Raw genomic sequence first — 26,231 nt, forward strand, 5'->3', positions numbered from 1 at the left:
ATGAAAAATCGGAAAGTAAGAAAATATAAAAGGACATTACCTAAACGCTTATCTAGCCTATTCTTTGTTTTATTTTTCTGTATTTTTTCTGCATTTACAATGATTGCTTACTATTCTACTGACTATTTTTTAGTAAAAAAAGAAACACAAGCAATCACTCATACCAGTGATTTAGTTAGAGTTCGTCTGTCAAAGGTGAACTCTAATTTTTCATTTGATAATTTAGCAAATGTACTCTATACAAATCATAAAGCAAATTTAAAGATTGCATCTGAAAAAGGACTTGAACTAATTCGGAGTCGTCGTGATTTGACAAATATTTTAGATACCAAACAAGAAATTTATATCTATAATACAGACAAAAAAATGATTTTTACGACTGATGAATCTGAATTTTCCTATGACCTAGTCGGTCCGCTAAATAAAGTTTTTAAAGATGAAGTTGAAGGAGAGTATCGAGGGTTCTCTCTTATCAAAAAGGTTTACTCAAATCGTAGTGGTAAGCTAGTCGGTTACGTTCAAATTTATCAAGATTTAGAAGATTACTATGTTATTAGGGCTCGGCTGCTTTTATGGTTGATCTTTGTGGAATTATTTGGCACTAGTCTGGCCTATATCATTATTTATACGTCAACGCGGAAATTTCTTGAGCCTTTAAATAATCTCCACGATGTCATGCGGAATATTTCTGAAAATCCAAATAATCTAAATCTAAGATCACGGATTAGATCTGGAGATGAAATTGAAGAATTATCAGGAATCTTTGATACCATGTTAGATAAAGTTGAAAGTTATACTAAACTACAGTCTCGGTTCATCAGTGATGTAAGCCATGAACTGCGCACTCCTGTTGCTATCATTAAAGGCCATATTGGACTTCTGCAACGTTGGGGGAAGGAAGACGAAGAGATTTTAGAGGAGAGTCTTTCAGCGACGGCACATGAAGCAGATCGTATGGCAATTATGATTAATGATATGTTAGATATGATACGCGTTCAAGGAAGCTTTGAAGGTCATCAAAATGATACAACGGTTTTAGAGGCTTCAATTGAAACCGTTATTGGTAATTTTCGTGTTCTAAGGGAAGATTTTGTTTTCAATTGGGAACCGAGATCAAAAGAGACCCTTGCTTGTATCTATAAAAACCATTTTGAACAGGCTCTTATGATTCTTATCGATAATGCCATTAAGTATTCTCGAATTGAAAAACAGATTTCTCTTGATTTAGAGACAGATGGTAAACAAGCAATTGTAAAAGTTTCTGACCGAGGGGAAGGCATCTCCAATGAAGATATTAAGCATATTTTTGAACGTTTTTATCGTAGTGATAAATCTCGAAATCGTACCAGTACCCAAGCTGGCTTAGGCATTGGTCTATCCATTCTAGAACAAATTGTAGAAGGTTACAATTTGAAGATGGAAGTTAAGAGTGAATTAAATAAAGGCTCCACCTTTATTATTTATATACCATTAGCAGACTAAACCCATTTGTTGACAAGTGTAAGAGGTGGTTGTGAAATCACTAAGAAAGCGTTATAAGCGAGCTATCGTTAAGGTAGCTCGTTTTACAATTGCTCTTTTTAAAGGCCCTATAATAGCAGGATAGATACTTTTGTTATCTTATAATTTATGATAGAATAGGGTACTAGATTAATTTGATAGAATAGGGGTGTTTGCGTGCGTTGTCCAAAGTGTAATTATAATAAATCCAGTGTTATTGATAGTCGACAAGCTGAAGACGGTAATACGATTAGACGTCGAAGAGAGTGTGAAAAATGTCATACACGTTTTACAACTTTTGAGCGCCTAGAAGAACTCCCACTTTTAGTCATCAAAAAAGACGGGACAAGAGAGCAATTTTCTCGCGACAAAATCCTAAATGGTGTGGTTCAAAGTGCTCAAAAGCGCCCAGTTTCAAGTACTGATATTGAAAACTTGATTTCTCGAGTTGAGCAAAAAGTTAGAGCTGATTATGAGAACGAAGTGTCCAGTACCTCCATTGGTAATTTGGTAATGGAAGAATTAGCTGAACTAGATGAGATTACTTATGTTCGCTTTGCCAGTGTCTATAAAAGCTTTAAAGATGTTGATGAGATTGAAGCACTACTGCAACAAATCACATCTCGTGTTCGTGGGAAGAAAAAGAGTAATGTGACAGATGAAACCTATTGATACTTATTATTATCTGAAGCGTAATAAGGTTTCTTATAATGCTAACAGTTTAATTCAGCTTTATTATCCTATTATGGGCAGTGATGCTTTAGTGGTTTATCAGTATTTAACCCATTTTTTTGATGATGGGAAACGTGAACATAAATATAGTGAAATCCTCAATCATTTGCAATTTGGAATGTCACGATTAGAAGAGGCCTTGGTTGTTCTAACAGCACTTGATTTGGTAGTTTTGTACCAAGAGGTCAACCATTACCTTATTAAATTGCAACCAGCGTTAGAATTAGAAGATTTTTTAGTCAATCCCATTTACAAACGCTTATTGGAGCAAAAAATTGGAGAGCTAGCCCTATCTGAGTTAGAAGTTACCATTCCAAATCAGGCTAGGGATATCTCAAAAAAATTTTCAGATGTTTTTGGAAAAGCACCAGCAGATCTCGAAGTAACTCTGAAACCTAAGAAAAATAGACTAACATTTGATTTAGATAGTTTTCAACAATTGATGTCTCGTGATGGTTTACAGTTTGCTAATGAAAAAGAAGATGTCGTAAGGCTTTATAGTATTGCCGAAGAATATAAAATGACCTGGTTTGATACTTATCAGCTAGCAAAAGCAACAGCTGTAAATGGGAAAATTGCACCGAATCGGATTATTGCTCAGAAAAAACAAATGCTAACCCAGTTTTCAAAATCAGACGATTTTACTCAGGCAGAACTTGTTATTATTCGTGAAGCAAAAAAAGATAAAGCTCAGCTATTTTTAGAAAAAATAAAAAAAACCAAAAGAGCAACGGTGACCCAAGATGAAAAAAATCTTCTCATAAAATTGGCTCAAATGGATTTTTTAGATGAAGTTATTAATATCATGGTTTTATATACCTTTAATAAAACAAATTCAGCTAATCTTCAGAAAAACTATTTACTGAAGATTGCCAATGATTTTTCCTATCAAGGTGTTGGGAATGCTGAAGAGGCCATTTTAAAAATGCGTTCATTTGAAGATCGAAAAGGCAAACCGACTAGTACCAAAGTAAAAGCTTCTAAAACAAATGTTCCCCAGTGGAGCAATCCAGATTATCAAGAAAAGACAAGTGCTGAGGAACAAGAAAAACTTGATAAATTTAAAGCCGAAGCCTTGAAACGCTTAGAAAAATTGAAAAAAGGTGGTGACTAGATGGAAAAAATTGGAAACACTATGGAAAAATTAGGAAATCTTAATCGTGTAGATTCTAACCAATTAATTCAGACGATTTTGGCAGATCCAGAAGTTGCAGCTTTTATCACTACTCAAGGTCTTAATCAAGATGAAATCACTCTCAGTTTATCCAAGTTTAATCAATTTTTACTTGAGCGTCAAAAGTACCAAACAGGAGACCTTTCCTACGTTGCTAAAGGCTATGCGCCAATATTAGTGATGAATGAAGGTTACGCAGATGTTTCTTATCAAGAAACAAAAGAATTAGTTGAAGCTAAGAAAAAGGCTGCTATCTCAGATCGCATTAATTTGGTCAATTTACCTAAGTCATATCGTAATATTAACATGACGGATGTTGACGTCAATAATGCTAGTCGTATGCAAGCCCTCTCTAAAATTCTTGATTTTGTTGAGCAATATCCTAATGCTGACCAAAAAGGTTTATACTTATATGGTGATATGGGCATTGGAAAGTCCTATTTTATGGCAGCTATGGCCAGAGAATTATCAGAGCGTAAAGGCGTCTCAACAACTTTGCTTCATTTTCCAACTTTTACCATTGACGTCAAAAATGCTATCTCGTCAGGTTCTGTAAAAGATGAAATCGATGCTGTGAAAAGCGTTCCAGTGCTGATTCTAGATGATATCGGGGCAGAACAAGCCACCTCTTGGGTCCGTGATGAAGTGCTACAAGTTATCTTACAATACCGTATGTTAGAGGACTTGCCAACTTTTTTCACTTCTAATTATAGTCTGAGTGATTTAGAGCGAAAATGGGCGAATATCAAGGGAAATGATGAAACTTGGCAGGCTAAACGTGTGATGGAGAGAGTTCGCTACTTAGCGCAAGAATTCCATCTTGAAGGGGCTAATCGCCGTTAATTGTTACAGGAAACTAATTAAAGAGAAATTGGTAATGGAAACATTACAAGTATAAAGGAGAATCATGGCTTTACCTACAGTTGCCATTGTTGGACGACCGAATGTTGGCAAGTCCACATTATTTAACCGAATTGCAGGGGAACGTATTTCCATCGTTGAAGATGTTGAAGGCGTGACACGAGATCGTATTTATACAACCGGAGAATGGTTGAACCGTAAATTCTCATTGATTGATACTGGTGGGATTGACGATGTCGATGCTCCCTTTATGGAGCAGATTAAACATCAGGCTCAAATTGCCATGGACGAAGCGGATGTTATTGTTTTTGTAGTCTCTGGGAAAGAAGGCGTGACGGATGCAGATGAGTATGTTGCTAAAATGCTCTATCGTACTCATAAACCTGTTATTCTAGCCATTAATAAAGTGGATAATCCAGAGATGCGTAACGACATTTATGATTTCTATTCACTTGGTTTAGGGGATCCCTATCCGCTCTCATCTGTTCATGGTATTGGGACTGGAGACGTCTTAGATGCGATTGTAGAGAATTTACCTGTTGAAGAAGTCGAAGATAACGAAAATATCATCCGTTTTAGTTTGATTGGACGCCCCAATGTGGGGAAATCAAGTTTAATTAATGCTATTTTGGGGGAAGATCGTGTTATTGCAAGTCCGGTAGCTGGTACAACCAGAGATGCTATTGACACTAGCTTTACAGATAGCGATGGACAAGAATTTACTATGATAGATACTGCAGGTATGCGCAAATCTGGTAAAGTATATGAAAATACGGAAAAGTATTCAGTTATGCGTGCAATGCGTGCTATTGATCGTTCTGATGTTGTTTTAATGGTTATCAATGCTGAAGAGGGTATCCGTGAGTATGATAAACGAATTGCTGGTTTTGCTCATGAAGCTGGTAAGGGTATGATTATTGTGGTGAATAAGTGGGATACTATTTCAAAAGATAACCATACTGTTTCAAAATGGGAAGAGGATATTCGTGATCAATTCCAATTTTTGAGTTACGCTCCAATTATCTTTGTTTCTGCTTTGACTAAGCAACGTTTAAATAAACTACCAGAATTAATTAAACGTATCAGTGATTCCCAGAGTCGTCGGATTCCTTCAGCGGTTCTCAATGATGTTGTTATGGATGCTATCGCAATTAATCCAACACCTACAGATAAGGGGAAACGCCTTAAAATATTCTATGCAACTCAGGTTTCTGTCAAACCTCCAACTTTCGTCATTTTTGTTAATGAGGAAGAGTTGATGCATTTTTCTTACCTACGTTTCTTAGAAAATCAAATTCGAGCAGCGTTTACCTTTGAGGGAACGCCGATTCATCTGATTGCGCGTAAGCGTAAATGAGGCCAGTTGTTTCTTACCGTAGTCAGTAACTTTTTAGATGGGGGCTGTTATCAGTTCCTCTTACAAGTGATTTTATAATTCTAAATTTTGGGGTTAGGCTGAGTGCCTAATCTTTTTTTGCTCTGCTATTTCCCAATGAGAGAAGAATAAAGAAAAATGCAAGTCATATAGCTGGGAATTTGGTATAATAAAGGGATAATCAAAAAGGTGGGAAAATTATGGTAAGACTAATTCCGGGTCGGGTTCGTAATCAAGGAATTGACCTTTATGATCAAGGACTAGTAAGTATTAATCATGAAGAAGAGAGCATGATAGAGGCTTCTGTAGATGGGGAAAAAGTTACTTATGGTATTGATGACTCTTCGGTTTCTTGTACATGTTCTTTTTTTCAATCAAAAAAATATTGTCAGCATTTGGCTGCTTTAGAATATTACTTGAAAAATAGTGAGCAAGGAAAAATTCTTTCTGAAAAATGGCATCATCAGACGGAGTCTAAGGAAAAAAGACAGAAAATGACCTCTTTTGGTAGTCTTTTTTTAGATAATTTAAAAATGAATGAGGACGATAGCCTTAAGTTTAGACTTTCTGCTTCGGCTAGTCCCAGCCCTTTTTCATCGGATTATTGGTGGTCATTAAAAATTAATCGTCTGCCTGATGACAGGTCCTACGTGATTCGTGATATTAAAGCTTTTTTAGGATTGATTCAGCGAGAAGGCTTTTATCAGATTGGAAAAAATTACTATGAACCTTTATCGCTAATTCAATTTGATCAAGCTAGTCAGGAGTTAATTCAATTTTTATGGCGATTAGCCCCAAGTTGGGACAAGAGTGAAAATGCTCAAATCTTTCCTAACCATGCACGGCACCTTTTTTTACCAAGTGGTCTTTTTGAAGAAGGTTTATACTTAATGACTGGCTTGTATGACTTTACTTTTGAAGGGCCCCAGCAAGTCTATAATCATGTGTATGTCAAACCTTTAGATGCAGATGCGGGCCTATTTCAATTTCTCGTCGAGGTTCATCGTAAATTTATTTCTCTCCAAATTAAAGAGAAAAATATGCACTTTTTATTTGATAATGAGTACATTTTATACCAAGACACATTTTATCACTTAGACTTAAAACAGCGGAAAATAGTCGGAGCTATTCGCAGTCTACCGATACAATCAGATTTAGCTAAACACATTCAATTTGATTTAGATGATCAAGCTAAGTTAGCTGCTAGTCTCTTAGATTTTCAAGAAGTTGGTCAGGTCAAGGCACCAAAAAGTTTTCAGATTAGGGATTTCCAGGCTATCTTTAATTTTGAGTTGTTAGGTGATAATAAGATTCTTTCTCGTCTTACGTTTGATTTTGGAAACTTACAAGTGACTAGTAAGCAAGAACGTGATCAACTTCCCTTTGCTAGTAATTACAAAAAAGAAGAAAAACTCTACCGTGCTTTAAACCACTATGGTTTTGAAGGACAAGTCCTTTCCCAAAAAACGATTCGTAATCCGCATGATCTTTATATCTTTTTTTCTGAGGCATTGCCTTATTTTCAGAAATTAGGTAAAGTGATTTTATCGGATGAAGTCCAAGCTTTAAAATTTTCTGAGACACCACAAGTTAACATTACAAGAAATGGTGGGTTATTAGATATCTCTTTTGATTTTTCTCAAGTTTTTGAAGAAGATATTGATGACGCACTTAGGGCACTTTTTAATAATGATTCTTATTTTATTAGTGACCAAGGGAAGCTGGTGATTTTTGACGAGGAAACCCAAAAAATTAGTCAGTCCTTACAAGAATTAAGAGCTAAGCAGGTAGCAGATGGGTACCTTCAAGTAGAAGGAATATCAGCTCTACAATTATCCCAAGCTTTTTCTGAAATGGATAATGTTCATTTTTCACAGGAATTAGAAGAGTTGGTAGCAGATTTAAATGACCCAGAAAGGTATCGCCTTCCTGAACTCAAGATAAATGCGGCTGTACGAGATTATCAGTTATTGGGTATTAAATGGTTATCCACGTTAGATAAATATGGTTTTGGTGGGATTTTAGCTGATGACATGGGTTTGGGAAAAACCCTTCAGACGATTGCTTTTTTAAGCACAAAATTAACGAAGGACACTAAAATTTTAATTCTTTCTCCATCTAGTCTTTTATATAATTGGCAAGATGAGTTTGAAAAATTTGCCCCTCATATTGATGCAGTGGTTTCTTACGGCTTGAAAGCAAAAAGAGATCAGACCATCTTAGAGGAACATCAGGTTACGATTACTTCTTATTCCTCCTTTAGGCAAGATTTTGAGCTCTATCAAGATAGACATTATGATTATTTAATTTTAGATGAAGCACAAGTGATTAAAAATGCTCAAACTAAAATTGCTCAGAAGTTACGAACTTTTAATGTGACTAATTGTTTTGCTCTTTCCGGAACACCAATTGAAAATAAACTTTTGGAAATTTGGTCTATTTTCCAAATTGTTCTTCCGGGATTATTGCCTTCTAAAAAAGCCTTTCTTAAAATGGAAGCACAAGAAATTTCACGTCATATTCAACCCTTTGTTTTAAGGCGTAAAAAAGAAGATGTCTTACCTGAATTACCAGACTTGATTGAAATAACCTACTCAAATGAAATGTCAGATAAGCAGAAGGCTATTTATTTAGCTCAATTACGTCAAATGCAGGAACGTATCCAAAATGCTTCCGATTCTGATATTAATCGACAAAAAATTGAAATTCTGTCTGGAATTACACGTTTACGTCAAATTTGTGATACTCCCAGTCTCTTTATGGAATATCAAGGAGAGAGTGGTAAATTAGAGAGCCTTAGAACACTCCTCTTACAAGTCAAAGAAAATGGGCATCGAGCTTTGATTTTCTCTCAATTTCGTGGCATGCTGGAGATTGTGGAGCAAGAACTTTCTTCACTTGGGTTAGGCTCCTATAAAATCACAGGTTCAACACCTGCTGATGAAAGGCAAGAAATGACGCGTGCTTTTAATAATGGCTCTAAAGATGCCTTTTTGATTTCTCTTAAAGCTGGTGGTGTAGGCCTTAATTTAACTGGCGCCGATACAGTTGTTCTTATTGATTTATGGTGGAACCCAGCAGTAGAGATGCAAGCTATTAGCAGAGCTCATCGGATTGGCCAAAAAGACAATGTAGAAGTTTACCGTCTTATTACACGTGGAACAATTGAGGAAAAAATCCTAACCTTACAAGAAAACAAAAAAAATTTAGTAACGACTGTTCTTGATGGCAATGAAAGCAGAGCTAGCATGACTGTTGAGGAGATAAAAGAAATTCTCGGTTTGAATAGACGATAAGGGGTTCAAAGCATAGTTGTGAATGATAGACCAGCCTTGAGGATAGATTAGTCACTAGTATTTTATAATCAAGAGAGGGGACCTGAAAACATTAAGTTTTCGGGTCTCTTTTTCAAAATAATTAAAAAAATAGAAAAATACCATAAAATCTCTCTTTTTCGACCTTCTATTAGAAGAATCTTTTGAAAAATGGTTATAATTAGTTTATAATAGGGGAAGCTATAGGAAGGAAGGGAATGTCAATGATGAAACGTCAATTTCCATTGGTTGCTGATGGGGAACCAATCATCGAAGAAAGTCATCACATGCATTTGTATGAGAATGAAGATTTGATTACAAATATTCGTGGTTATTATCAAGATAAAGATTACGATGATGTTACGCGCGATTTTGATTTTGCAAACCCTTCAAAACCAGAAATGACACCCTTAAGTCGTTCTCAAACGATTGATGAGGGGCGTCATTATGCAGAAGAAGCTCGTAAACGTGCCCGAAAAGATCTTAAGGAAAAGCGTCAAGCCTATTTGGCTAAAGAAATGTCTTACAGTAACGCTGGTAAATCTAATTACCATAGGTCTTTGAGTGATAAACCTAAGGTGCAAACCAAGCCCATGGCTAGACGCTCAGAGAGTAAGTGGAGTCATTTGACTGAAAAATTGGAACAAGAGACTTATATCTTGGCAGAAATACCAAAGCAGTATAAGGAGCCTCATCAAAGTAACTTACATACTGGTAAGAAAAATAATTATGATTTCTTAAAACGAAGTCAGATTTATAATAATAAAGAAAACCGCCTTCAAAAAGAAAGAACAATCGCTCAAGAACTAAACTTAACCCGATTTGATGAGTTTCATTAAGGCAACTGTTTGTGCGTTTTAAAAAATTAAAGGAGTTATAATGTCGTCAAAAAGCTATTATTTTATTGGTATCAAAGGATCAGGTATGAGTGCCTTAGCTCTCATGTTACATCAAATGGGACATGAGGTTCAAGGAAGTGATGTTGAAAAATATTATTTTACTCAACGTGGTTTAGAGAAAGCTGGGATTGAAATCAAACCATTCAGCAAAGATAATATTTCAGAGGGAATGGAAATTATCGCAGGCAATGCTTTCCGTGAAGATAACAATGAAGAACTAGCTTATGCGATTGCCCAAAATATTCCTTTCAAACGTTACCATGAGTTCTTGGGTGAATTTATGAAGCAATTCATTAGTTTTGGGGTGGCGGGAGCGCATGGGAAAACGTCAACAACTGGCCTTCTCGCTCATGTTTTGAAAAATATTACCAATACTTCATATTTGATTGGTGACGGAACTGGTCGAGGCTCTGCCAATGCGCAATACTTTGTTTTCGAATCAGATGAATATGAGCGTCATTTTATGCCATATTATCCTGAATATTCAATCATTACTAATATTGATTTTGATCACCCAGATTACTTTACTGGAATAGAAGATGTCTTTTCAGCCTTTAATGATTATGCAAAACATGTTCAAAAAGCTCTCTTTGTGTACGGTGAAGATGAGGAATTGAAAAAAATCACATCTTCTGCGCCTATATATTACTATGGATTTGAAGAAAATAATGATTTTATAGCATTTGACATTACCCGGACAACAAATGGTTCGGACTTTAAAGTAAAACATGACGATCAGATAATTGGTCAGTTTCATGTTCCAGCTTATGGTCGTCATAATATCTTGAATGCTACGGCAGTTATTGCAAACCTCTATATTGCGGGAGTCGATATGGAGCTAGTGGCAAAACATATGGTAACTTTTTCTGGGGTTAAGCGTCGTTTTACGGAAAAAATTATTAACGATACCATTATTATTGATGATTTTGCCCACCATCCAACTGAAATTGTTGCGACCATTGATGCAGCTCGACAAAAGTACCCAAGTAAAGAGATTGTAGCCATTTTTCAGCCTCATACGTTTACACGGACAATTGCTTTGCTAGACGAGTTTGCTCAAGCCTTAAATGAAGCTGATAGTGTTTATCTAGCTCAGATCTATGGCTCAGCGCGTGAAGTTGATAAAGGCGAAGTTAAAGTTGAAGATTTAGCGGCTAGAATTATCAAGCCTGCCCAAGTTGTAACCGTGGAAAATGTGTCACCATTACTAGACCATGATAATGCTGTTTACGTCTTTATGGGGGCTGGCGATATTCAACTCTATGAACGTTCTTTTGAGGAGCTATTAGCAAACCTTACTCATAATAATCAATAGAAAATCCTGCCTATGGCAGGTTTTCTGCTAGAAAGGGACACAATGATAATTAGACATGTTACGGAAAAAGACTGGCCATTTATTCATGCAATAGAAAGTGCCAATTTTTCACCTGAAGAAGCAGCCTCTCCAGAGGTGATTATAGCTAGAACGCAGGTAAACCCTGATACTTTTTTGGTAGCTCTGCTTGATCATCAAATTGTGGGTTATATTGAAGGACCGGTCGTTGCAAAAGCTCAGTTAGAAGACCATCTATTCCATGGTAGCCAAAAAAATCCTGAAACAGGTGGCTATATTGCTGTTACTAGCCTCTCTGTAGCACCTAAATACCAAAAGCAAGGGGTAGGAACGGCTTTGATTGCTGCTCTTAAAGATTTGGCGGTAGCGCAAAAGCGTGAGGGGATTGTTTTAACTTGTCATGATTACTTGATCCCTTACTATGAGCTGAACGGCTTCAAAAATACAGGTTTATCGGATTCAAAGCACGGTGGAGGTATTTGGTATCAGATGGTTTGGAGCATCTGAACTAAAAAAGGCAAAAAGTGTTAAAAATGAGTAACAATTATGGGAAATAATTGCTTTTATGGCCTTTTTGGGTTATAATTGCGGTTGATTACGTTTAGGAGGACTTGCTTTGACCGATATTAAAGATGATGGGCAACAATCTCAGAAAGAAAAGAGCTTTAAAGAGCATATTTTAGCTGAGTTAGAAAAAGCCAATCAAATTCGCAAAGAAAAAGAAGAAGAACTTCTTCATCAAGACTTAAAAGCAGAAGACATAAAAGAAAAAGAGAGAGAAGTCGCTGAAGCAAGGCAAAAAACGGTTGCACTCTACAAGGATTACCAAGATGAAATGGCAAGGACATCAACTCCATCAGAAACTGGGAGTTATGAATCTTTAAGTCAAAATCGAGCATCGGAACGTCTTTATAAAGACTCTGAAAAAGTGCCTAATAGTCAGAGTAATGATTTCTCAGAAACTGTTCCTTTTACGCCTATTACTATCTTTGATCAATCAGAGATTGAAACAGGGCCGGATAATACAATAGTAGGCTCTTCTGATCAAGATGTTAAGGATTTGGAAACTGAAAAAACGACTGAGACTAATCACACTCCTTTAGAAGCTAATCAATCTAAAAGTAGTTTTGAAGCAAATCAAGTCGAAACTTCTAAAGAAGGAGGTTCTGTGAGAAGAAGCACTAACAAACGCCAACATAGAGATCGTGTTGCCAAAAAGATATCGTTAGTTGTCATTTCGTCAATTGTTTTGATTATCGCCTTAGTAGCCTTGATAGGTTCTGTTTTTATCTATAATGCTATTAATCCAGTTGATAAAAATGATACTAAGTATGTTCAAGTTGAAATTCCAGCAGGGTCAGGGAATAAACTAATTGGGCAAGTCTTGGAAGCAAAAGGTTTAATTAAAAGTGGAACAGTTTTTAACTTTTATACTAAATTTAAAAACTTTTCAAATTTTCAAAGTGGTTATTACAACCTTCAAAAGAGTATGTCTTTAGATGAGATTGCTAAATCATTGCAAAAGGGTGGGACAGATAAACCTACTAAACCAGCTTTGGGTAAGATACTTATTCCAGAAGGTTATACCATCAAACAAATCAGTAAAGCAATAACTGACAATGTCAATACCAAATCAAAGAAAGACAAAACCCCCTTTAAGTCACAAGAATTTTTAGATACTATTCAAGATGACAGTTTTATCAAAGCAATGGTTAAAAAATACCCAAGATTGTTATCTAGCCTTCCTAAAAAATCTGATGCGGTCTATCAATTAGAAGGTTATTTGTTCCCGGCTACTTATGATTATTATAAAGAGACGGATATAAAAGCTTTAATTGAAGATATGTTGGCCACAACAGATGCCACAATGGCCCCTTATTATAGTGGTATAGAGTCAAGTGGTAAGACGGTAAATGAAGTTCTGACGCTTGCTTCGCTAGTTGAAAAAGAAGGTTCAACTGATGAAGATCGTCGTGATATAGCAAGTGTTTTCTATAACCGTCTGCAAAATGGTATGGCTTTGCAATCAAATATTGCTGTTCTTTATGCTATGAACAAGCTGGGAGATAAAACGACCCTTGCTGAAGATGCCGGAATTGACACAACGATTAAATCCCCTTATAATGTTTATACCAATACTGGTCTTATGCCAGGTCCTGTAGATAGCCCGGGGCTTTCTGCAATTGACGCAACAGTCAAACCTGCTAATACTGATTATTTATACTTTGTTGCTAATGTTAAAACAGGTGAAGTTTTTTATGCAAAAACCTATGAACAACATTCAGCAAATGTTGAAAAATATGTTAACAAGCAAATTCAGTAAAATACAAACATGATGCTTTAAGCATCATGTTTGTATTTTACGAAATCCTAAAAAAGAAAAGAGAAACAAAATGGCTGAAAAAACTTATCCAATGACTGAACTTGAAAAAGAACAACTTGAAAAAGAACTAGAAGAGTTAAAATTAGTTCGTCGTCCAGAAGTTGTTGAACGCATTAAAATTGCAAGATCGTATGGTGATCTATCGGAAAACTCAGAATACGATGCTGCAAAAGATGAACAGGCTTTTGTTGAAGGACAAATTTCAACCTTAGAAACTAAAATTCGCTTTGCTGAAATTATAGACAGTGATGCGGTTGCAAAAGATGAAGTTGCTATTGGTAAAACAGTAGTTGTCCAAGAAGTCGGAACAAACGATAAAGATACCTATCATATTGTTGGTTCCGCAGGTGCAGATATTTTTTCTGGTAAAATTTCAAATGAAAGTCCAATTGCTCAAGCGTTAATAGGTAAAAAGAAAGGTGATAAGGCTCAAATCGTATCACCTGCAACAACTTATGAAGTTGAAATTGTGAGTGTTGAAAAAACAAAATAAGAAGGTTGCTGTTGATGCAGCGCTTTTTATTTTGTCTAGAACATGAATAATTAGTGATTGGAACTGCTATCTCAGTCAAAAAGCCATCACTCGTGCAAGTGATGGCTTTGTGGTTTACTTCATATCATTAACGTCTTTTTTGTTTACCCGCATTGCGGTTTTTTGGTGCAGACAAATTTTTAGAAATATTTTTGCTAGTTTTGTCCTTAGATGGTGTAACGTCTTTACGAACATTGCTTGCTTTTCCAACTTTAGGTGGATTATTTTTAAATTCTTCTTCAATTTGCTGACGGAGTTTTGGTTTAATAAAGTAAGTGGTTATTAACTGCTGAATAATACTGAAGAAACCACCAACTAACCAATAAAGCCCAACACCTGCTGGTAAAGTCATGGTCATGAAAATCATCATGATTGGCATGGTATACATCATAGTTTTCATTTGTGCACGTTGTTCTTCAGCAACAGCCTGCATAGATAACCAAGATTGGAAGAAGTATAAGATAGCAATGATAGCCGTTAGGATAAGGCTTTTGCTTCCAAGATCAATACCTAAGAAGTGACTCGTTGAAATACCTTTGGTGTGTAAGGCTGCAAAATACATAGCAGAGAAGAAAGGCATTTGAATAAGTAAGGGTAGACATCCCATGCCACCGAGCATATTAATCCCGTTTTCTTTTTGCGCAGCCATTAACTCAGACTGGGCAGCAAATTTTTCTTCTTGACTAGTAGCATTTTTCATGCGTTGATTGATTGGCTCAAAAACAGGTTTTAAGTAAGCCATTTTTTCAGACTGATAGCTAGCTTTCTTTGCTTGGTAAAGTCCTAAAGGTAAAATAATAGTTCGAACGATAATGGTGACAATAATAATAGCAAGTCCGAATCCCAACCCCATATGATTAGCAAAGTACTCAATAAAGTGGGACATTGGTTTTCCAAGGACATCCCAGACAATACCTGTAGGATTACCTTGTTTATCTCTACCGACACAACCTGTTAGGGTAAAGAGAATCGACAGTGCCATGGTAGAAAATAATATGCGATTTAATTTAAGTTTCAATGTATTTTTCCTTTAAATTTTAATATACCTATCTATTTTACTTTTTTTTGGGAAATTTAACAATACTTCCCTAGGCTGATTTTAATTGGAGATTTTAAAATCATGATAGTCTTCAAAATTTGCCATTTTGACATCTAGATAAGTGACTTTGGACCATTTTGAAGGGCCTTTGCGGATTTCTTGAATAAAATGAGCTATTTTTTGAGAATCGGCTGCTTGTGCCAAAATTTCTACGGTACCATCTTCATTATTCCAAACACGACCGTAGATATCCCCAATTTGTAGGGCTAAAGTATAAGTGCTATATCGAAAACCTACACCTTGAACTTTGCCTGAAACAATCAAACGAACTTTTTTCATTTTAGAGCTCCCCCTTTTTCATATTATAACATAAGTAGACTTTTCTAAGGTCTTAAATTGGTTAAAAAGGTATGCTATAATAGAGGTATGAAAATAAGTTCTAAAGCAAATCCAATGATCAAACAAAGTAAAAAACTCTTGCAAAAGAAATACCGGACAGATTCCTATCTTATTGAAGGTTGGCATTTGTTTGAAGAGGCCAAAAAAGCTCAAGCCAGCTTTTTACATATCTTTGTAGTTGAAGACTGTGTCGACAGAGTTGCTACTGATGATAAGGTTATTGTCGTAACACCAGAAGTTCTAAAGGAACTGACAGACTCTCCAACACCTCAAGGGATAGTGGCAGAGGTTAAACAAGAAAAACCAGATCTACCAAGTATAGGCAAAGGAAAATATCTTTTGTTGGAGGATGTTCAGGATCCTGGAAATTTAGGCACGATGATTCGTACAGCTGATGCCGCAGGTTTTGATGGTGTTCTTCTCTCAGAAAAGTCAGCTGATGTCTTTAACCAAAAAACCCTACGCTCTATGCAAGGAAGCCATTACCATATACCAGTTTGGCGCACAGATGTCTATGCTTTTTGTCGAACCATGAAAACTAAAGAGATGCCCATTTTAGCGACTACCTTGTCAGATCAATCTATTGATTACAAACAAGTGGGGACTTTAACAGATTTTATACTGGTTATGGGTAATGAAGGGCAGGGGATTAGTCCCAAAATGGCAGAGCTCTCTAGTCAGTTGGTGCATATCTCGATGCCTGGACAGGCAGAAAGTTTAAATGTGGCTGTAGCTGCCGGAATTCTTATTTTCAGCTTGATTTAAAGGAATATGGTATAATACCTACACGAGGTGATAACTAATGGATTATACTAATGATCAAGAATTTATGGAACACGTTGGCCACTTAATTAATCATCCAAGATTTCAAAAACTAGAATCAATTGTCCAACATCATCACTCAACCCGTTTGGAACATTCTATCAACGTCGCATACACTAGTTATAAACTTGCTAAACGATTTGGTTGGGACGCCAAAAGCACAGCCCGTGGGGGACTCTTACACGATTTCTTTTACTATGATTGGCGTGTCACAAAATTCAATAAAAGTCATGCTTGGGTTCACCCAAGAATTGCCCTACGTAATGCCAAAAAATTAACAGATATCAATAAACGAGAAGAAGATATTATCTTAAAACATATGTGGGGAGCTACAGTAGCTTTTCCTCGCTATCGTGAAAGTTATATTGTGACGATGGTTGATAAGTATTGGGCGATTAAAGAAGCAGCAACCCCCATGCGTAACCGGTGGGCTAATCGTCGTTTTTTCAAGCGGAAAACGTTAAACAGTCATAATCGATAATTATTTAAAGGAGAAAATTATGAATCATCATATTATGTATTCGGAAACAGATTCTGGTCTTAGCCAATTTTTTGCTAAGATATACGGATTGGTAGGAGCAGGTGTGGGGTTATCTGCCTTTGTATCCTACTTGATGCTTTACCCTTTTAGAGATAATCTAGTTGCTATTATTGCAAACCACCCATTTGTTTATTATGGGGCTATTATATTAGAATTGATTTTGGTGTTTGTGGCTAGTGGAGCTGCACAGCGCAACACGCCTATGGCCTTGCCCCTTTTCCTCTTCTACTCAGCTTTAAATGGTTTTACATTGAGCTTTATTATTGCTGTTTATACACAAACAACTGTTCTTCAAGCCTTTATTTCATCTGCGGCAGTTTTCTTTACAATGTCAATGATTGGACTATTCACTAAAAAGGATTTATCAGGTTTTACTAAAGCTTTGATGGCTGCTTTGATTGGAATTATTGTGGCAAGTATCGTTAACTTATTTATTGGCAGTGGTGATTTGAACTTTATTATTAGTATTGTTTCAGTATTAATCTTCTCAGGTCTAATTGCAGTTGATAACAATCGTATTAAAGCTGTTTATCAGGCTACCAATGGGCAGGTTGGAGATGGCTGGGCAATTGCTATGGCCTTAAGTCTCTATTTAGATTTTATTAACTTATTTATTAGCTTGCTTCGTATTTTTGGTCGTAATGACTAATTTTGCCAAACTAGCCTCTTTGAAGGCTAGTTTTTTTAATGCCATTAATTAATAGGTTAGCTTAATTGACTTTTTTTGAGTATGACAACACTGGTAGTAGTAGATAACTTTAAGAAAGTTACGGCATTGGACCACTTATTCGATTAGTATCAGAGAGTTTAATTTTTTCTTTGAAAAAGAGAGGTCTTCTATCTTTGACATTTGTAAATAAGATAAAGTTTTGATATAATGAGTGGAATAAAGAACTAGGAGAAATCAAAGAAAATGTCTACAACAATTTGGATTTTATTAATCATTCTTGCTCTTACAGCTGGTTTATTTGGTGGAATGTTTATTGCCCGTAAGCAAATTGAAAAAGAACTAGGAGAACATCCCCGTTTGACCCCAGAAGCTATTCGGGAAATGATGAGCCAGATGGGTCAAAAACCAAGTGAAGCTAAAATTCAACAAACCTACCGTAATATTGTGAAACAATCTAAGGCTGCTACAGCTAAAGGGAAATAATCACCATAAAGAATAACTAGATCAATTCGTCATGGTGATGTGAACAGTCATTGATATGAAAAACTTCTTAATTTATATTTTCGAGAGGCTATGTCAACTGTTCAGAGTTGAAAAAAACTCAGTTGGCTAGGCAGCTGAGTTTTTTTCATGTCAATTAGGAAGTAGTTTAAATGGATAATAGACCGATTGGTTTTCTAGATTCTGGAGTGGGAGGCTTAACAGTTGTTCGAGAGTTAATGCGGCAACTCCCCTATGAGAACATCGTATATGTCGGTGACTCTGCAAGAGCACCATATGGCCCAAGGCCAGCAGAACAAATTAGAGAATATACTTGGGAACTTGTTAATTTTTTAGTGACGAAAAATGTTAAGATGATTGTTTTTGCTTGTAATACAGCGACAGCTGTTGCATGGGAAGAAGTCAAAGAAGCATTAGATATCCCTGTTTTAGGCGTTATTTTACCCGGTTCAAGTGCAGCAATTAAGTCGACAACCAAAGGACATGTTGGTGTGATTGGTACGCCGATGACCGTAACATCAGATATTTATCGCCAAAAAATTCAATTACTAGCGCCAGCTGTGGAGGTAATCAGCTTAGCCTGTCCTAAATTTGTACCCATTGTCGAGTCCAATGAAATACAGTCTAGTGTGGCTAAAAAAGTTGTCTATGAAACGTTAGCGCCTTTGGTTGGAAAGGTAGATACTTTGGTTTTAGGCTGTACTCATTATCCTTTGCTTCGTCCTATTATTCAAAATGTTATGGGACCTTCCGTCAAATTGATTGATAGTGGAGCAGAGTGTGTGCGAGATATCTCTGTTCTCTTAAACTACTTTGAGATTAACAGTAGTCGTTATCAAGAAAAAGTGAGACACTATTTTTACACAACAGCAAGTCCTGAAATCTTTCAAGAGATTGCCTCAGTATGGTTAAAACAAAAAATAAATGTGGAGCATGTGACCTTATGAGTGAAAAAATTTACGAATATAAAGATGAGGATAATTGGTTTATCGGAAAAATGACTGGTCATAATATGGTCTCTGGTTGGGGAGTAGACCAGGCAATCATCAAAAAGATAGATGACCTTTTTGATGGTATTTCTGCTGAACTAGATTGGGAAAAACCTAAAGGTTATGATGTTTCAGTGCTTCGCTACCAGTCACCCTTTTTACTCCTTTCTTTTATTGTTGATATGATAAATCAAGAAACTGAGCGCGACATCAAGGTGGAGCACCATGCGGGAGCTGTCTTATTAAGAGAAGAGGAAAAGTTACTTGCTGTCTATCTCCCAGATGGTGGTGTGTCAATGGCTGCCTTTTTCCCTGATAATAGAGAGGGAATTGGAGAAACAATCTTGATTGCAACACGAAATGAAGGAAAAACTAAAGAATTCCGTCACTTGTTTGCTGATCTTGGCTATCGTGTAGAAAATCTTAATGATTATCCTGATTTGCCAGAGGTTGCAGAAACTGGTGTAACCTTTGAAGAAAATGCTCGCTTGAAAGCAGAAACCATTTCACGTATAACAGGAAAAATGGTCTTGGCAGATGATTCAGGTTTGAAAGTAGATGCTTTGGGAGGACTTCCAGGCGTTTGGTCAGCTCGTTTTTCTGGCCCTGATGCTACCGATGACCGCAATAATGCTAAGTTATTGCATGAATTAGCCATGGTTTTTGATCAAAAAGACCGTTCAGCACAATTTCATTCGACCTTAGTAGTAGCTGCGCCGGATAAAGAAAGTCTTGTTGTTGAGGCGGATTGGCCAGGTTATATTGCCTTTCAACCGAAAGGGGACCATGGTTTTGGCTACGATCCTATCTTTATTGTAGGAGAGACTAGCCGTCATGCAGCTGAACTTGATGCTGAAGAAAAAAATCAATTATCGCATAGAGGTCAAGCTGTTCGAAAATTAATGGAGGTCTTTCCATCGTGGCAAACAAAATAATTATAGTAATGAGTGATTCCCATGGAGATCGAGATATAGTTCAAGCTATTAAAGACAAATACCTTGGTCAAGTGGATGCCATTTTTCATAATGGAGATTCTGAATTGAGAAGCTCAGATTCTATTTGGGATGGGATTTATGTGGTCGGTGGAAATTGTGATAATGACCCTGGCTATCCAGATCGTTTAGTGACAAAGCTAGATCACTTTACCATTGCTCAGACACATGGACACCTGTATCATATCAATTTTACTTGGGATAAGCTTGATTATTTTGCTCAAGAAGTTGATGCAGATCTCTGTCTATATGGACACCTGCATCGTCCAGCAGCTTGGAAACTTGGAAAAACCCTCTTTGTTAATCCAGGATCCGTGTCACAACCTCGTGGGGAGGTTGACCAAAAATTGTATGCTCGTATCGAATTAACTGATGATACTATTAAAGTTGATTATTTGACTCGAGATCATGAGCTTTACCCGTTACTGTCTAAGGAATTTAAACGATGATCGCAAAAGAATTTGAAGATTTTATTTTACAACATTTAGATAGTTATCTAATACCAGCAGATGATTTAGCCATTTTCATTGATAGTCATAATTCTGATCATGTCATGCTATTATTAGTTAATAATGGTTTTTCAAGAGTTCCTGTTTTGACAAAAGATCGCCATTTTAAGGGAACTATTAGTATTTCAGATATTCTAAGCTACCAAGTTAAGAAACAGCTAACAGATTGGGAGTTAAACCAGACTGATATTGGAGAAATGGTCAATACTAAGATTGAAGCAATCCGCAATACAGCTAGTTTGACCCTGATTATGCACAAATTAGTAGATTACCCATTTTTACCAGTCGTTAACGATCAAGATATTTTTGTGGGAATTATTACGCGTAAGTCGATTCTTAAAGCTTTGAATAGCTTATTGCATGACTTTACAGATGATTTTAGGATTGTAAAAAAAGATGATTAACCTTGTAGAAGCATTCCTAGAGCAAAAAGACTTATCTGACAATACTAAATTAGCCTATCGCTATGATTTATTGCAATTTGTTAATATGATTTCAGAAAAACTAAATCAAGAACGGCTAACCTTGTATCAGCAGCAAATTGCTCACTTGAGTAAGTCGGCTAAACGTCGAAAATTTTCGACAGTCAATCAGTTTCTCCTCTTCCTTTATCAAACTGGAAATTGTAATGTCTACCTTCGTATTGATGAAAAGATTAGCCAGCATGATACAGGGCAGATTGAGAAACCAAATTTGGATAGGGAGCTTTTCTATCAGGCGTCAACAGAAAGGATTGGTCAGACCATTGCCTTGTTGATTTTGGAACTAGGCCTTTTACCAAGTGAAATTGCCATGATAAAAGTAGTAGATTGTTCTTTAACTTTTCAGAGTTTACGGATTTACCATCAAGGGAATGTTCGTGTGCTACAACTGCCAAAAGTACTATTGCCTTTTTTAGAACCTATGCTTGCTAGCGATGCTATTTTTCTCTTTGACCATAATGGTCAAGCTTTTTCGCGCCAATGGTTTTTTACACAGTTAAAGGCCTTCCTAACTACTATTGGTTATTCACATTTAAATGCTCAAGACCTACGTCATCACTATATACTTAAAGAAAAAGCAAATGGGAAGTCGCTGTTGGAACTGAGTCAACTCCTAGGACTGAAAAGTCCTATCACACTAGAAAAGTACTACAAGATGTAATGGATATAAAATTAAAAGATTTTGAGGGTCCCTTAGACTTACTGCTTCACTTAGTCTCCAAATATCAAGTTGATATTTACGAGGTTCCTATTGTAGAAGTCATTGAACAATATTTAAGTTACATTGAGACGCTTCAAGCTATGAAGTTAGAATTAGCAGGAGAGTACATGTTGATGGCTAGTCAGCTTATGTTGATTAAAAGCCGTCGCCTTTTGCCTAAAATTGTCGAAGCTGAGCCAGAAGATAATAATCCAGAATTAGCACTGTTGAGCAAAATTGAGGAGTATAGTCGCTTTAAAGAGTTGAGCCAAGTTTTGGGAGAGCAGCATAATCACAGAGCCCTGTATTATTCGAAACCTAAGCAAGAATTGATTTTTGAAGACACTGTCTTACGAGAAGATAAAACCATAACAGATCTCTTTTTGGCCTTTTCAAAAATAATGGCTGTCAAACAAGAAGAATTCAAACAGAATCATACAATTATTGAACGTGAAGACTTCCTTATTGAAGATATGATGGAGCATTTGGAAAGCAAATTAAATCAGCAAAGACAGCTTCTTCTCACGGATGTCTTTAAAGAATGTACCAGTCTCAATGAGGTTATTACCTTATTTTTAGCGACGTTAGAATTAATCAAGGTTCAAGTAGCTAAGGTTCAGCAAGCAGATAATTTTGCAGATATCATTTTAATAAAGGACGTGTCATGACTCATTTATCACAAATTGAAGCATTGCTCTTTGTTTCCGGAGAAGAGGGTTTGAGTTTGCGGCAGTTAGCAAACTTAATTGACCTATCACCTACAGCACTGCAACAACAAATGGAAAAATTAGCTGAAAAATATGAAGAGGATGCAGACTCAGCTCTTTGTTTAATGGAAACAGCCCAAACCTACAAATTGGTTACTAAGGATGCCTATGCTGAATTATTAAGAAGTTTTGCGAAAGCACCGATTAATCAGAGTTTATCACGAGCAAGTCTAGAAGTTTTATCTATTATTGCTTATAAGCAGCCCATAACACGTTTAGAAATTGATGATATTAGAGGTGTCAATTCAAGTGGTGCCTTGAGTAAGTTGCTGGCCTTTGAGTTGGTGAAAGAGGCTGGTAAAAAGGAAGTAATTGGACGACCAAATTTGTATGCCACAACTGATTATTTCTTGGATTATATGGGTATTAACCATTTGGATGATTTAATAGACGTGTCTAGTTTAGAAATTGAAAATCAAGAAGTTGCTCTCTTTCAAAATAATGATTAGCTGTAACCCTGTGGAATTTTCAAAAGAAAAGAGAAAAAATGAGAATAAATAAATATATTGCCCATGCTGGTGTTGCCAGTCGCAGAAAAGCAGAAGAGTTGATTAAGCAAGGGTTGGTAACTTTAAATGGTCAGGTTATTACTGATTTGGCAACGCTTGTTAAGTCAAGTGATGTGGTTGAAGTAGAAGGTAGTCCTATCTATAATGAAGAGAAAGTCTATTATTTGCTTAATAAACCACGTGGTGTCATCTCAAGTGTCTCCGATGATAAGGGACGAAAAACGGTTATTGATTTATTACCGCAAGTCAAGGAGCGCATTTACCCCGTTGGACGTCTGGATTGGGATACTTCTGGTCTTTTAATTTTGACAAATGACGGTGATTTTACAGATAAAATGATCCACCCTCGTAATGAAATTGATAAAGTTTATTTGGCCCGGGTCAAAGGTATTGCTACTAAGGAAAATCTCCGCCCTTTGACACGTGGTGTGGTCATTGATGGCAAGAAAACAAAGCCTGCACGCTACAATATTATCCGAGTAGAAGCTGATAAGAATCGCTCTATTGTTGAATTGACTATTCACGAGGGACGTCATCACCAAGTTAAAAAAATGTTTGAGTCAGTTGGACTTTTAGTAGATAAGTTATCACGAACTCGTTTTGGAACACTTGATTTAACTGGTTTACGTCCTGGAGAAGCCAGACGGCTTAATAAAAAAGAAGTTAGCCAACTACACAATGCAGCGGTAACGAATAAATGATCAAAGCTTTTCTGATTTATTTGGTTCGCTTGTATCAAGGGCTTATCTCACCTCTTTTTCCACCATCATGTCGCTATAGACCAACATGTTCCACTTATATGATTCAGGCTATTGAAAAACATGGTATAAAGGGGGTATTGATGGGATTGGCCCGTATTTGTCGATGCCATCCCTTTGTGGAAGGTGGAGATGACCCTGTTCCTGACTATTTTAGTCTAAAACGCAATCGCAAGCATTAAAAACACTTGTTTTTCAAATAAAAGCATTGACAAGGTTTGTTAAAGTGCTATAATAGGGAGTAAGCATTCGTTGGTTTAAATCAAACCTGTTATGATTTAAGTTAATGAATCACCACCAACCACATTGTCTGCTGAGTTTAACTCCGGGCAGTGTGGTTTTTTGATGAGTAAAAGAGGGAAGATGATGATAGTTGATATTGAACATAGCCAATACCGGGAAGTAGATTCTAAGAATCATATCGTGCTTTTTGAACCCCAAATTCCTCAAAATACTGGGAATATTGCTAGAACGTGTGCTGCGACAAACGCACCCTTACATATTATTAAACCTATGGGTTTCCCTATTGATGATCGTAAGATGAGACGTGCAGGACTTGATTATTGGGAAAAATTGGATGTTCGTTTCTATGATAATCTCGAAGATTTTTTAGATAAGTGTAACGGTCAATTGCATCTGATTAGTAAATTTGCGAGTAAGGTCTATTCTGATGAACATTTTGATGATGGTCAAAGACATTATTTTTTGTTTGGTCGTGAAGACAAGGGGTTGCCTGAAGCATTTATGAGAAAATATCCTGAAAAAGCGCTACGCATACCAATGAATGACCAACATGTTAGGAGTTTAAACCTTTCGAATACGGTTTGCATGGTTGTTTACGAAGCTCTCAGGCAACAAGCATTTGAGGGACTAGAATTAGACCATATTTATGAACATGATAAATTAAAATAAGAGGCAAGATGTCATAAGTCGGCTTTTCTATTTTATTTTCTTTTAGACTTATATATCTAACCCTATTTTAGAATTGTAAACTACCGGTTACTAGCTGCATCAAAAAATGAAATAGTTTTTTTATCTATTATTCGAGTTCTTATTCGTCATATTTTTTTTGTTTTCTTGAGAAGAATATTACTTATAATGAGTTAGTTGCTCTTACATTTGTTTACAAGACTTTTCTCGATTCTGTTTCAAGGTAGGTGAGCTTCCTTGAGAAAGATGACTGCTTAGCATGTTGCAGAATGGTTGAAAGCTGTGACGTTAATTTTTCGAATAGACAAGCATGTATACACGTATATTTAGAGACAAGGAGGTTGTGAGCGACCTGCCTTGTTTTTTGATTTTCTGGTCCTGAAAAGAACTAAAGAAGGTATAGACGATACTTTCAGAACTAATAATTGTCAGTTAGAAACTTATTAACTGTATAGATTAGCGTTAGGATTTGTAGGACACAGTTTATTCTGTATAACTTTTGTAAGCAAAAATAAGCATTCTTAGAAAATATACTAAGAATGCTGATTTCAATAGCTATACTGCTGGTAAAAAATAGGAGGAATTTATAGCTAAGAGAAGAGGAGATATTACCTATGATGCTTTCGCCAATGGAGTGGAGATAACTGATAATGACGTTTGAAAGCTGTTGAAAAATTGAACTGATTGGAATACCCGACTGCTTCAGCAATTTCTTGTAAAGACATGTTTGTATGTCTTAATAGCTCGCAGGACTTGCTTAGACGATATGAAATTAAAAAGGTTTGGGGTGAAATATTCATCTTTTCTTTGAAAAGCCTACTGAAATAATGTCTGTTAAGATTACAGTGATTGGCAATACCTTCAACTGAAATATTATTTTCGTAATTGCGTTCTATAAAATTCAGAGCTTCTCTGATATAGAATTCTTTAATATCATCATGAGATGTAACAGTTTGTGAATGAGATTCTTCAATTAATGCATCAATAAATAGATATGATTTAGCAATGATGTATGAAGATCGTTTATCATGACCATCAATTAACTCTTTTAAATAAGTGTATACTAAACTTTCTTTTGGAGATTTTGCCTGCTCAAAAACGTAATGTCCCTTATCAAGTCCTGCTTGTTGGATATAATGATAAGCTTTAATACCGCTAAACTCAATCCACATATATGACCAAGGGTTATCGGCATCTGCTTCATAACTTGAAATAAGGTGAGGTGGAATTAAAAAGCCTTGTCCTGCTTTAAGAACATACTGTTTATTGGCTTCGCTAATATATAATGTTCCCTTCCCTTCAGTAATGTAATGAAAAATATAATGTTTCCTGACAGATGGGCCAAAGGAATGAAAGGGATCACAGTCTTCGTATCCAAACTGTATGGGGTAAAAATCCATATATGATGTGTTATTGAATAAGAAAAATTTTGGAGTTGACATATGTATCCTCTTTCGTGAATAGTAACCTCATTTTACCAAAAATATTTGTATTTGTGACATTTTATTTGAAGAAATCTA

The 26,231-nt window shown here is 36.2% G+C and carries 28 protein-coding genes; 25 read left to right on the forward strand and 3 right to left on the reverse strand.

Features of this window, described 5'->3' with window-relative positions; translation table 11 throughout:
- The 11 genes from STRPS_RS06980 to greA all read left to right on the forward strand — a co-directional run bounded on the left by STRPS_RS06980 (nucleotide 1) and on the right by greA (nucleotide 14,064).
- On the forward strand, nucleotides 1-1,482 hold the full coding sequence (locus tag STRPS_RS06980; RefSeq protein WP_007894935.1) for a HAMP domain-containing sensor histidine kinase: 1,482 nt from the start codon (nucleotides 1-3) through the stop codon (nucleotides 1,480-1,482).
- Between the two features lie 195 nt (nucleotides 1,483-1,677).
- Entirely contained in the window at nucleotides 1,678-2,172 is a 495-nt protein-coding gene (nrdR, locus tag STRPS_RS06985) for a transcriptional regulator NrdR (RefSeq protein ID WP_007894853.1), read from the forward strand.
- Complete coding sequence (locus tag STRPS_RS06990) at nucleotides 2,159-3,346, forward strand: DnaD domain protein (protein WP_007896447.1); 1,188 nt, start codon at nucleotides 2,159-2,161, stop codon at nucleotides 3,344-3,346. The genes nrdR and STRPS_RS06990 overlap by 14 nt, the downstream gene beginning before the upstream one ends.
- Nucleotides 3,347-4,249, forward strand: a complete 903-nt coding sequence (dnaI, locus tag STRPS_RS06995; RefSeq protein ID WP_007894955.1) for a primosomal protein DnaI — start codon at nucleotides 3,347-3,349, stop codon at nucleotides 4,247-4,249. It begins immediately after the preceding gene.
- 64 nt (nucleotides 4,250-4,313) lie between these two features.
- Entirely contained in the window at nucleotides 4,314-5,624 is a 1,311-nt protein-coding gene (gene der / locus STRPS_RS07000; protein ID WP_007894908.1) for a ribosome biogenesis GTPase Der, read from the forward strand.
- Nucleotides 5,625-5,842: 218 nt separating this feature from the next.
- The gene (locus STRPS_RS07005) at nucleotides 5,843-8,938 is read left to right on the forward strand and encodes a DEAD/DEAH box helicase (protein WP_007894913.1); all 3,096 of its coding nucleotides are present in this window, start codon (nucleotides 5,843-5,845) and stop codon (nucleotides 8,936-8,938) included.
- 242 nt (nucleotides 8,939-9,180) lie between these two features.
- Nucleotides 9,181-9,795, forward strand: coding sequence for a hypothetical protein (locus STRPS_RS07010; protein ID WP_007894949.1), 615 nt, complete (start codon nucleotides 9,181-9,183; stop codon nucleotides 9,793-9,795).
- Nucleotides 9,796-9,835: 40 nt separating this feature from the next.
- A complete protein-coding gene (murC, locus tag STRPS_RS07015) occupies nucleotides 9,836-11,170 on the forward strand; it encodes a UDP-N-acetylmuramate--L-alanine ligase (protein ID WP_007894884.1) in 1,335 nt (444 codons plus the stop codon).
- A gap of 42 nt (nucleotides 11,171-11,212) precedes the next feature.
- On the forward strand, nucleotides 11,213-11,695 hold the full coding sequence (locus STRPS_RS07020; RefSeq protein ID WP_176602252.1) for a GNAT family N-acetyltransferase: 483 nt from the start codon (nucleotides 11,213-11,215) through the stop codon (nucleotides 11,693-11,695).
- Between the two features lie 109 nt (nucleotides 11,696-11,804).
- Complete coding sequence (gene mltG, locus STRPS_RS07025; protein ID WP_007894885.1) at nucleotides 11,805-13,511, forward strand: endolytic transglycosylase MltG; 1,707 nt, start codon at nucleotides 11,805-11,807, stop codon at nucleotides 13,509-13,511.
- A gap of 70 nt (nucleotides 13,512-13,581) precedes the next feature.
- A complete protein-coding gene (gene greA, locus STRPS_RS07030; RefSeq protein ID WP_007894866.1) occupies nucleotides 13,582-14,064 on the forward strand; it encodes a transcription elongation factor GreA in 483 nt (160 codons plus the stop codon).
- Nucleotides 14,065-14,191: 127 nt separating this feature from the next.
- Here the strand turns inward: greA and yidC are convergent, their stop codons facing one another.
- Nucleotides 14,192-15,121: a membrane protein insertase YidC gene (gene yidC, locus STRPS_RS07035; RefSeq protein WP_007894912.1), complete on the reverse strand. Its 930-nt coding sequence runs from the start codon at nucleotides 15,119-15,121 to the stop codon at nucleotides 14,192-14,194.
- Nucleotides 15,122-15,202: 81 nt separating this feature from the next.
- Nucleotides 15,203-15,481, reverse strand: coding sequence for an acylphosphatase (locus tag STRPS_RS07040; protein ID WP_007894895.1), 279 nt, complete (start codon nucleotides 15,479-15,481; stop codon nucleotides 15,203-15,205).
- Between the two features lie 87 nt (nucleotides 15,482-15,568).
- Here STRPS_RS07040 and STRPS_RS07045 point away from each other — a divergent pair, with 87 nt between their 5' ends.
- The 14 genes from STRPS_RS07045 (at nucleotide 15,569) to STRPS_RS07110 (ending at nucleotide 24,693) form a co-directional block, all read left to right on the forward strand.
- The gene (locus STRPS_RS07045; RefSeq protein ID WP_037598926.1) at nucleotides 15,569-16,306 is read left to right on the forward strand and encodes a TrmH family RNA methyltransferase; all 738 of its coding nucleotides are present in this window, start codon (nucleotides 15,569-15,571) and stop codon (nucleotides 16,304-16,306) included.
- Between the two features lie 37 nt (nucleotides 16,307-16,343).
- The gene (locus STRPS_RS07050; RefSeq protein ID WP_007894867.1) at nucleotides 16,344-16,844 is read left to right on the forward strand and encodes an HD domain-containing protein; all 501 of its coding nucleotides are present in this window, start codon (nucleotides 16,344-16,346) and stop codon (nucleotides 16,842-16,844) included.
- Nucleotides 16,845-16,863: 19 nt separating this feature from the next.
- Nucleotides 16,864-17,553 carry a Bax inhibitor-1/YccA family protein gene (locus tag STRPS_RS07055; RefSeq protein WP_007894962.1) on the forward strand — a complete coding sequence of 230 codons (690 nt, stop codon included), beginning with the start codon at nucleotides 16,864-16,866 and terminating at the stop codon, nucleotides 17,551-17,553.
- A 264-nt stretch (nucleotides 17,554-17,817) separates the two neighbouring features.
- Complete coding sequence (locus STRPS_RS07060) at nucleotides 17,818-18,057, forward strand: YneF family protein (protein WP_007894859.1); 240 nt, start codon at nucleotides 17,818-17,820, stop codon at nucleotides 18,055-18,057.
- A gap of 170 nt (nucleotides 18,058-18,227) precedes the next feature.
- The gene (racE, locus tag STRPS_RS07065; RefSeq protein ID WP_007894951.1) at nucleotides 18,228-19,022 is read left to right on the forward strand and encodes a glutamate racemase; all 795 of its coding nucleotides are present in this window, start codon (nucleotides 18,228-18,230) and stop codon (nucleotides 19,020-19,022) included.
- Nucleotides 19,019-19,999, forward strand: coding sequence for a nucleoside-triphosphate diphosphatase (locus tag STRPS_RS07070; protein ID WP_007894959.1), 981 nt, complete (start codon nucleotides 19,019-19,021; stop codon nucleotides 19,997-19,999). Before racE ends, STRPS_RS07070 begins: the two co-directional genes overlap by 4 nt.
- Nucleotides 19,984-20,505: a metallophosphoesterase gene (locus STRPS_RS07075; RefSeq protein WP_007894863.1), complete on the forward strand. Its 522-nt coding sequence runs from the start codon at nucleotides 19,984-19,986 to the stop codon at nucleotides 20,503-20,505. Before STRPS_RS07070 ends, STRPS_RS07075 begins: the two co-directional genes overlap by 16 nt.
- Nucleotides 20,502-20,969: a cyclic-di-AMP-binding protein CbpB gene (gene cbpB, locus STRPS_RS07080; protein WP_007894888.1), complete on the forward strand. Its 468-nt coding sequence runs from the start codon at nucleotides 20,502-20,504 to the stop codon at nucleotides 20,967-20,969. Before STRPS_RS07075 ends, cbpB begins: the two co-directional genes overlap by 4 nt.
- Entirely contained in the window at nucleotides 20,962-21,708 is a 747-nt protein-coding gene (gene xerD, locus STRPS_RS07085) for a site-specific tyrosine recombinase XerD (protein ID WP_007894960.1), read from the forward strand. Before cbpB ends, xerD begins: the two co-directional genes overlap by 8 nt.
- Nucleotides 21,708-22,415, forward strand: coding sequence for a segregation/condensation protein A (locus STRPS_RS07090; protein ID WP_007894855.1), 708 nt, complete (start codon nucleotides 21,708-21,710; stop codon nucleotides 22,413-22,415). Before xerD ends, STRPS_RS07090 begins: the two co-directional genes overlap by 1 nt.
- Nucleotides 22,412-22,963, forward strand: coding sequence for an SMC-Scp complex subunit ScpB (gene scpB / locus STRPS_RS07095; protein WP_007894932.1), 552 nt, complete (start codon nucleotides 22,412-22,414; stop codon nucleotides 22,961-22,963). The genes STRPS_RS07090 and scpB overlap by 4 nt, the downstream gene beginning before the upstream one ends.
- Before the next feature lie 38 nt (nucleotides 22,964-23,001).
- A complete protein-coding gene (locus STRPS_RS07100; protein WP_007894956.1) occupies nucleotides 23,002-23,724 on the forward strand; it encodes a pseudouridine synthase in 723 nt (240 codons plus the stop codon).
- The gene (gene yidD / locus STRPS_RS07105) at nucleotides 23,721-23,963 is read left to right on the forward strand and encodes a membrane protein insertion efficiency factor YidD (protein ID WP_007896438.1); all 243 of its coding nucleotides are present in this window, start codon (nucleotides 23,721-23,723) and stop codon (nucleotides 23,961-23,963) included. The genes STRPS_RS07100 and yidD overlap by 4 nt, the downstream gene beginning before the upstream one ends.
- A 184-nt stretch (nucleotides 23,964-24,147) precedes the next feature.
- Nucleotides 24,148-24,693, forward strand: coding sequence for a tRNA (cytidine(34)-2'-O)-methyltransferase (locus STRPS_RS07110; RefSeq protein WP_037599006.1), 546 nt, complete (start codon nucleotides 24,148-24,150; stop codon nucleotides 24,691-24,693).
- A 626-nt stretch (nucleotides 24,694-25,319) separates the two neighbouring features.
- Here STRPS_RS07110 and STRPS_RS07115 read toward each other — a convergent pair.
- Complete coding sequence (locus STRPS_RS07115; protein ID WP_007894906.1) at nucleotides 25,320-26,153, reverse strand: AraC family transcriptional regulator; 834 nt, start codon at nucleotides 26,151-26,153, stop codon at nucleotides 25,320-25,322.
- Between the last annotated feature and the right edge of the window lie 78 nt (nucleotides 26,154-26,231).

The organism is Streptococcus pseudoporcinus LQ 940-04, assembly GCF_000188035.1.
Taxonomy (GTDB): domain Bacteria; phylum Bacillota; class Bacilli; order Lactobacillales; family Streptococcaceae; genus Streptococcus; species Streptococcus pseudoporcinus.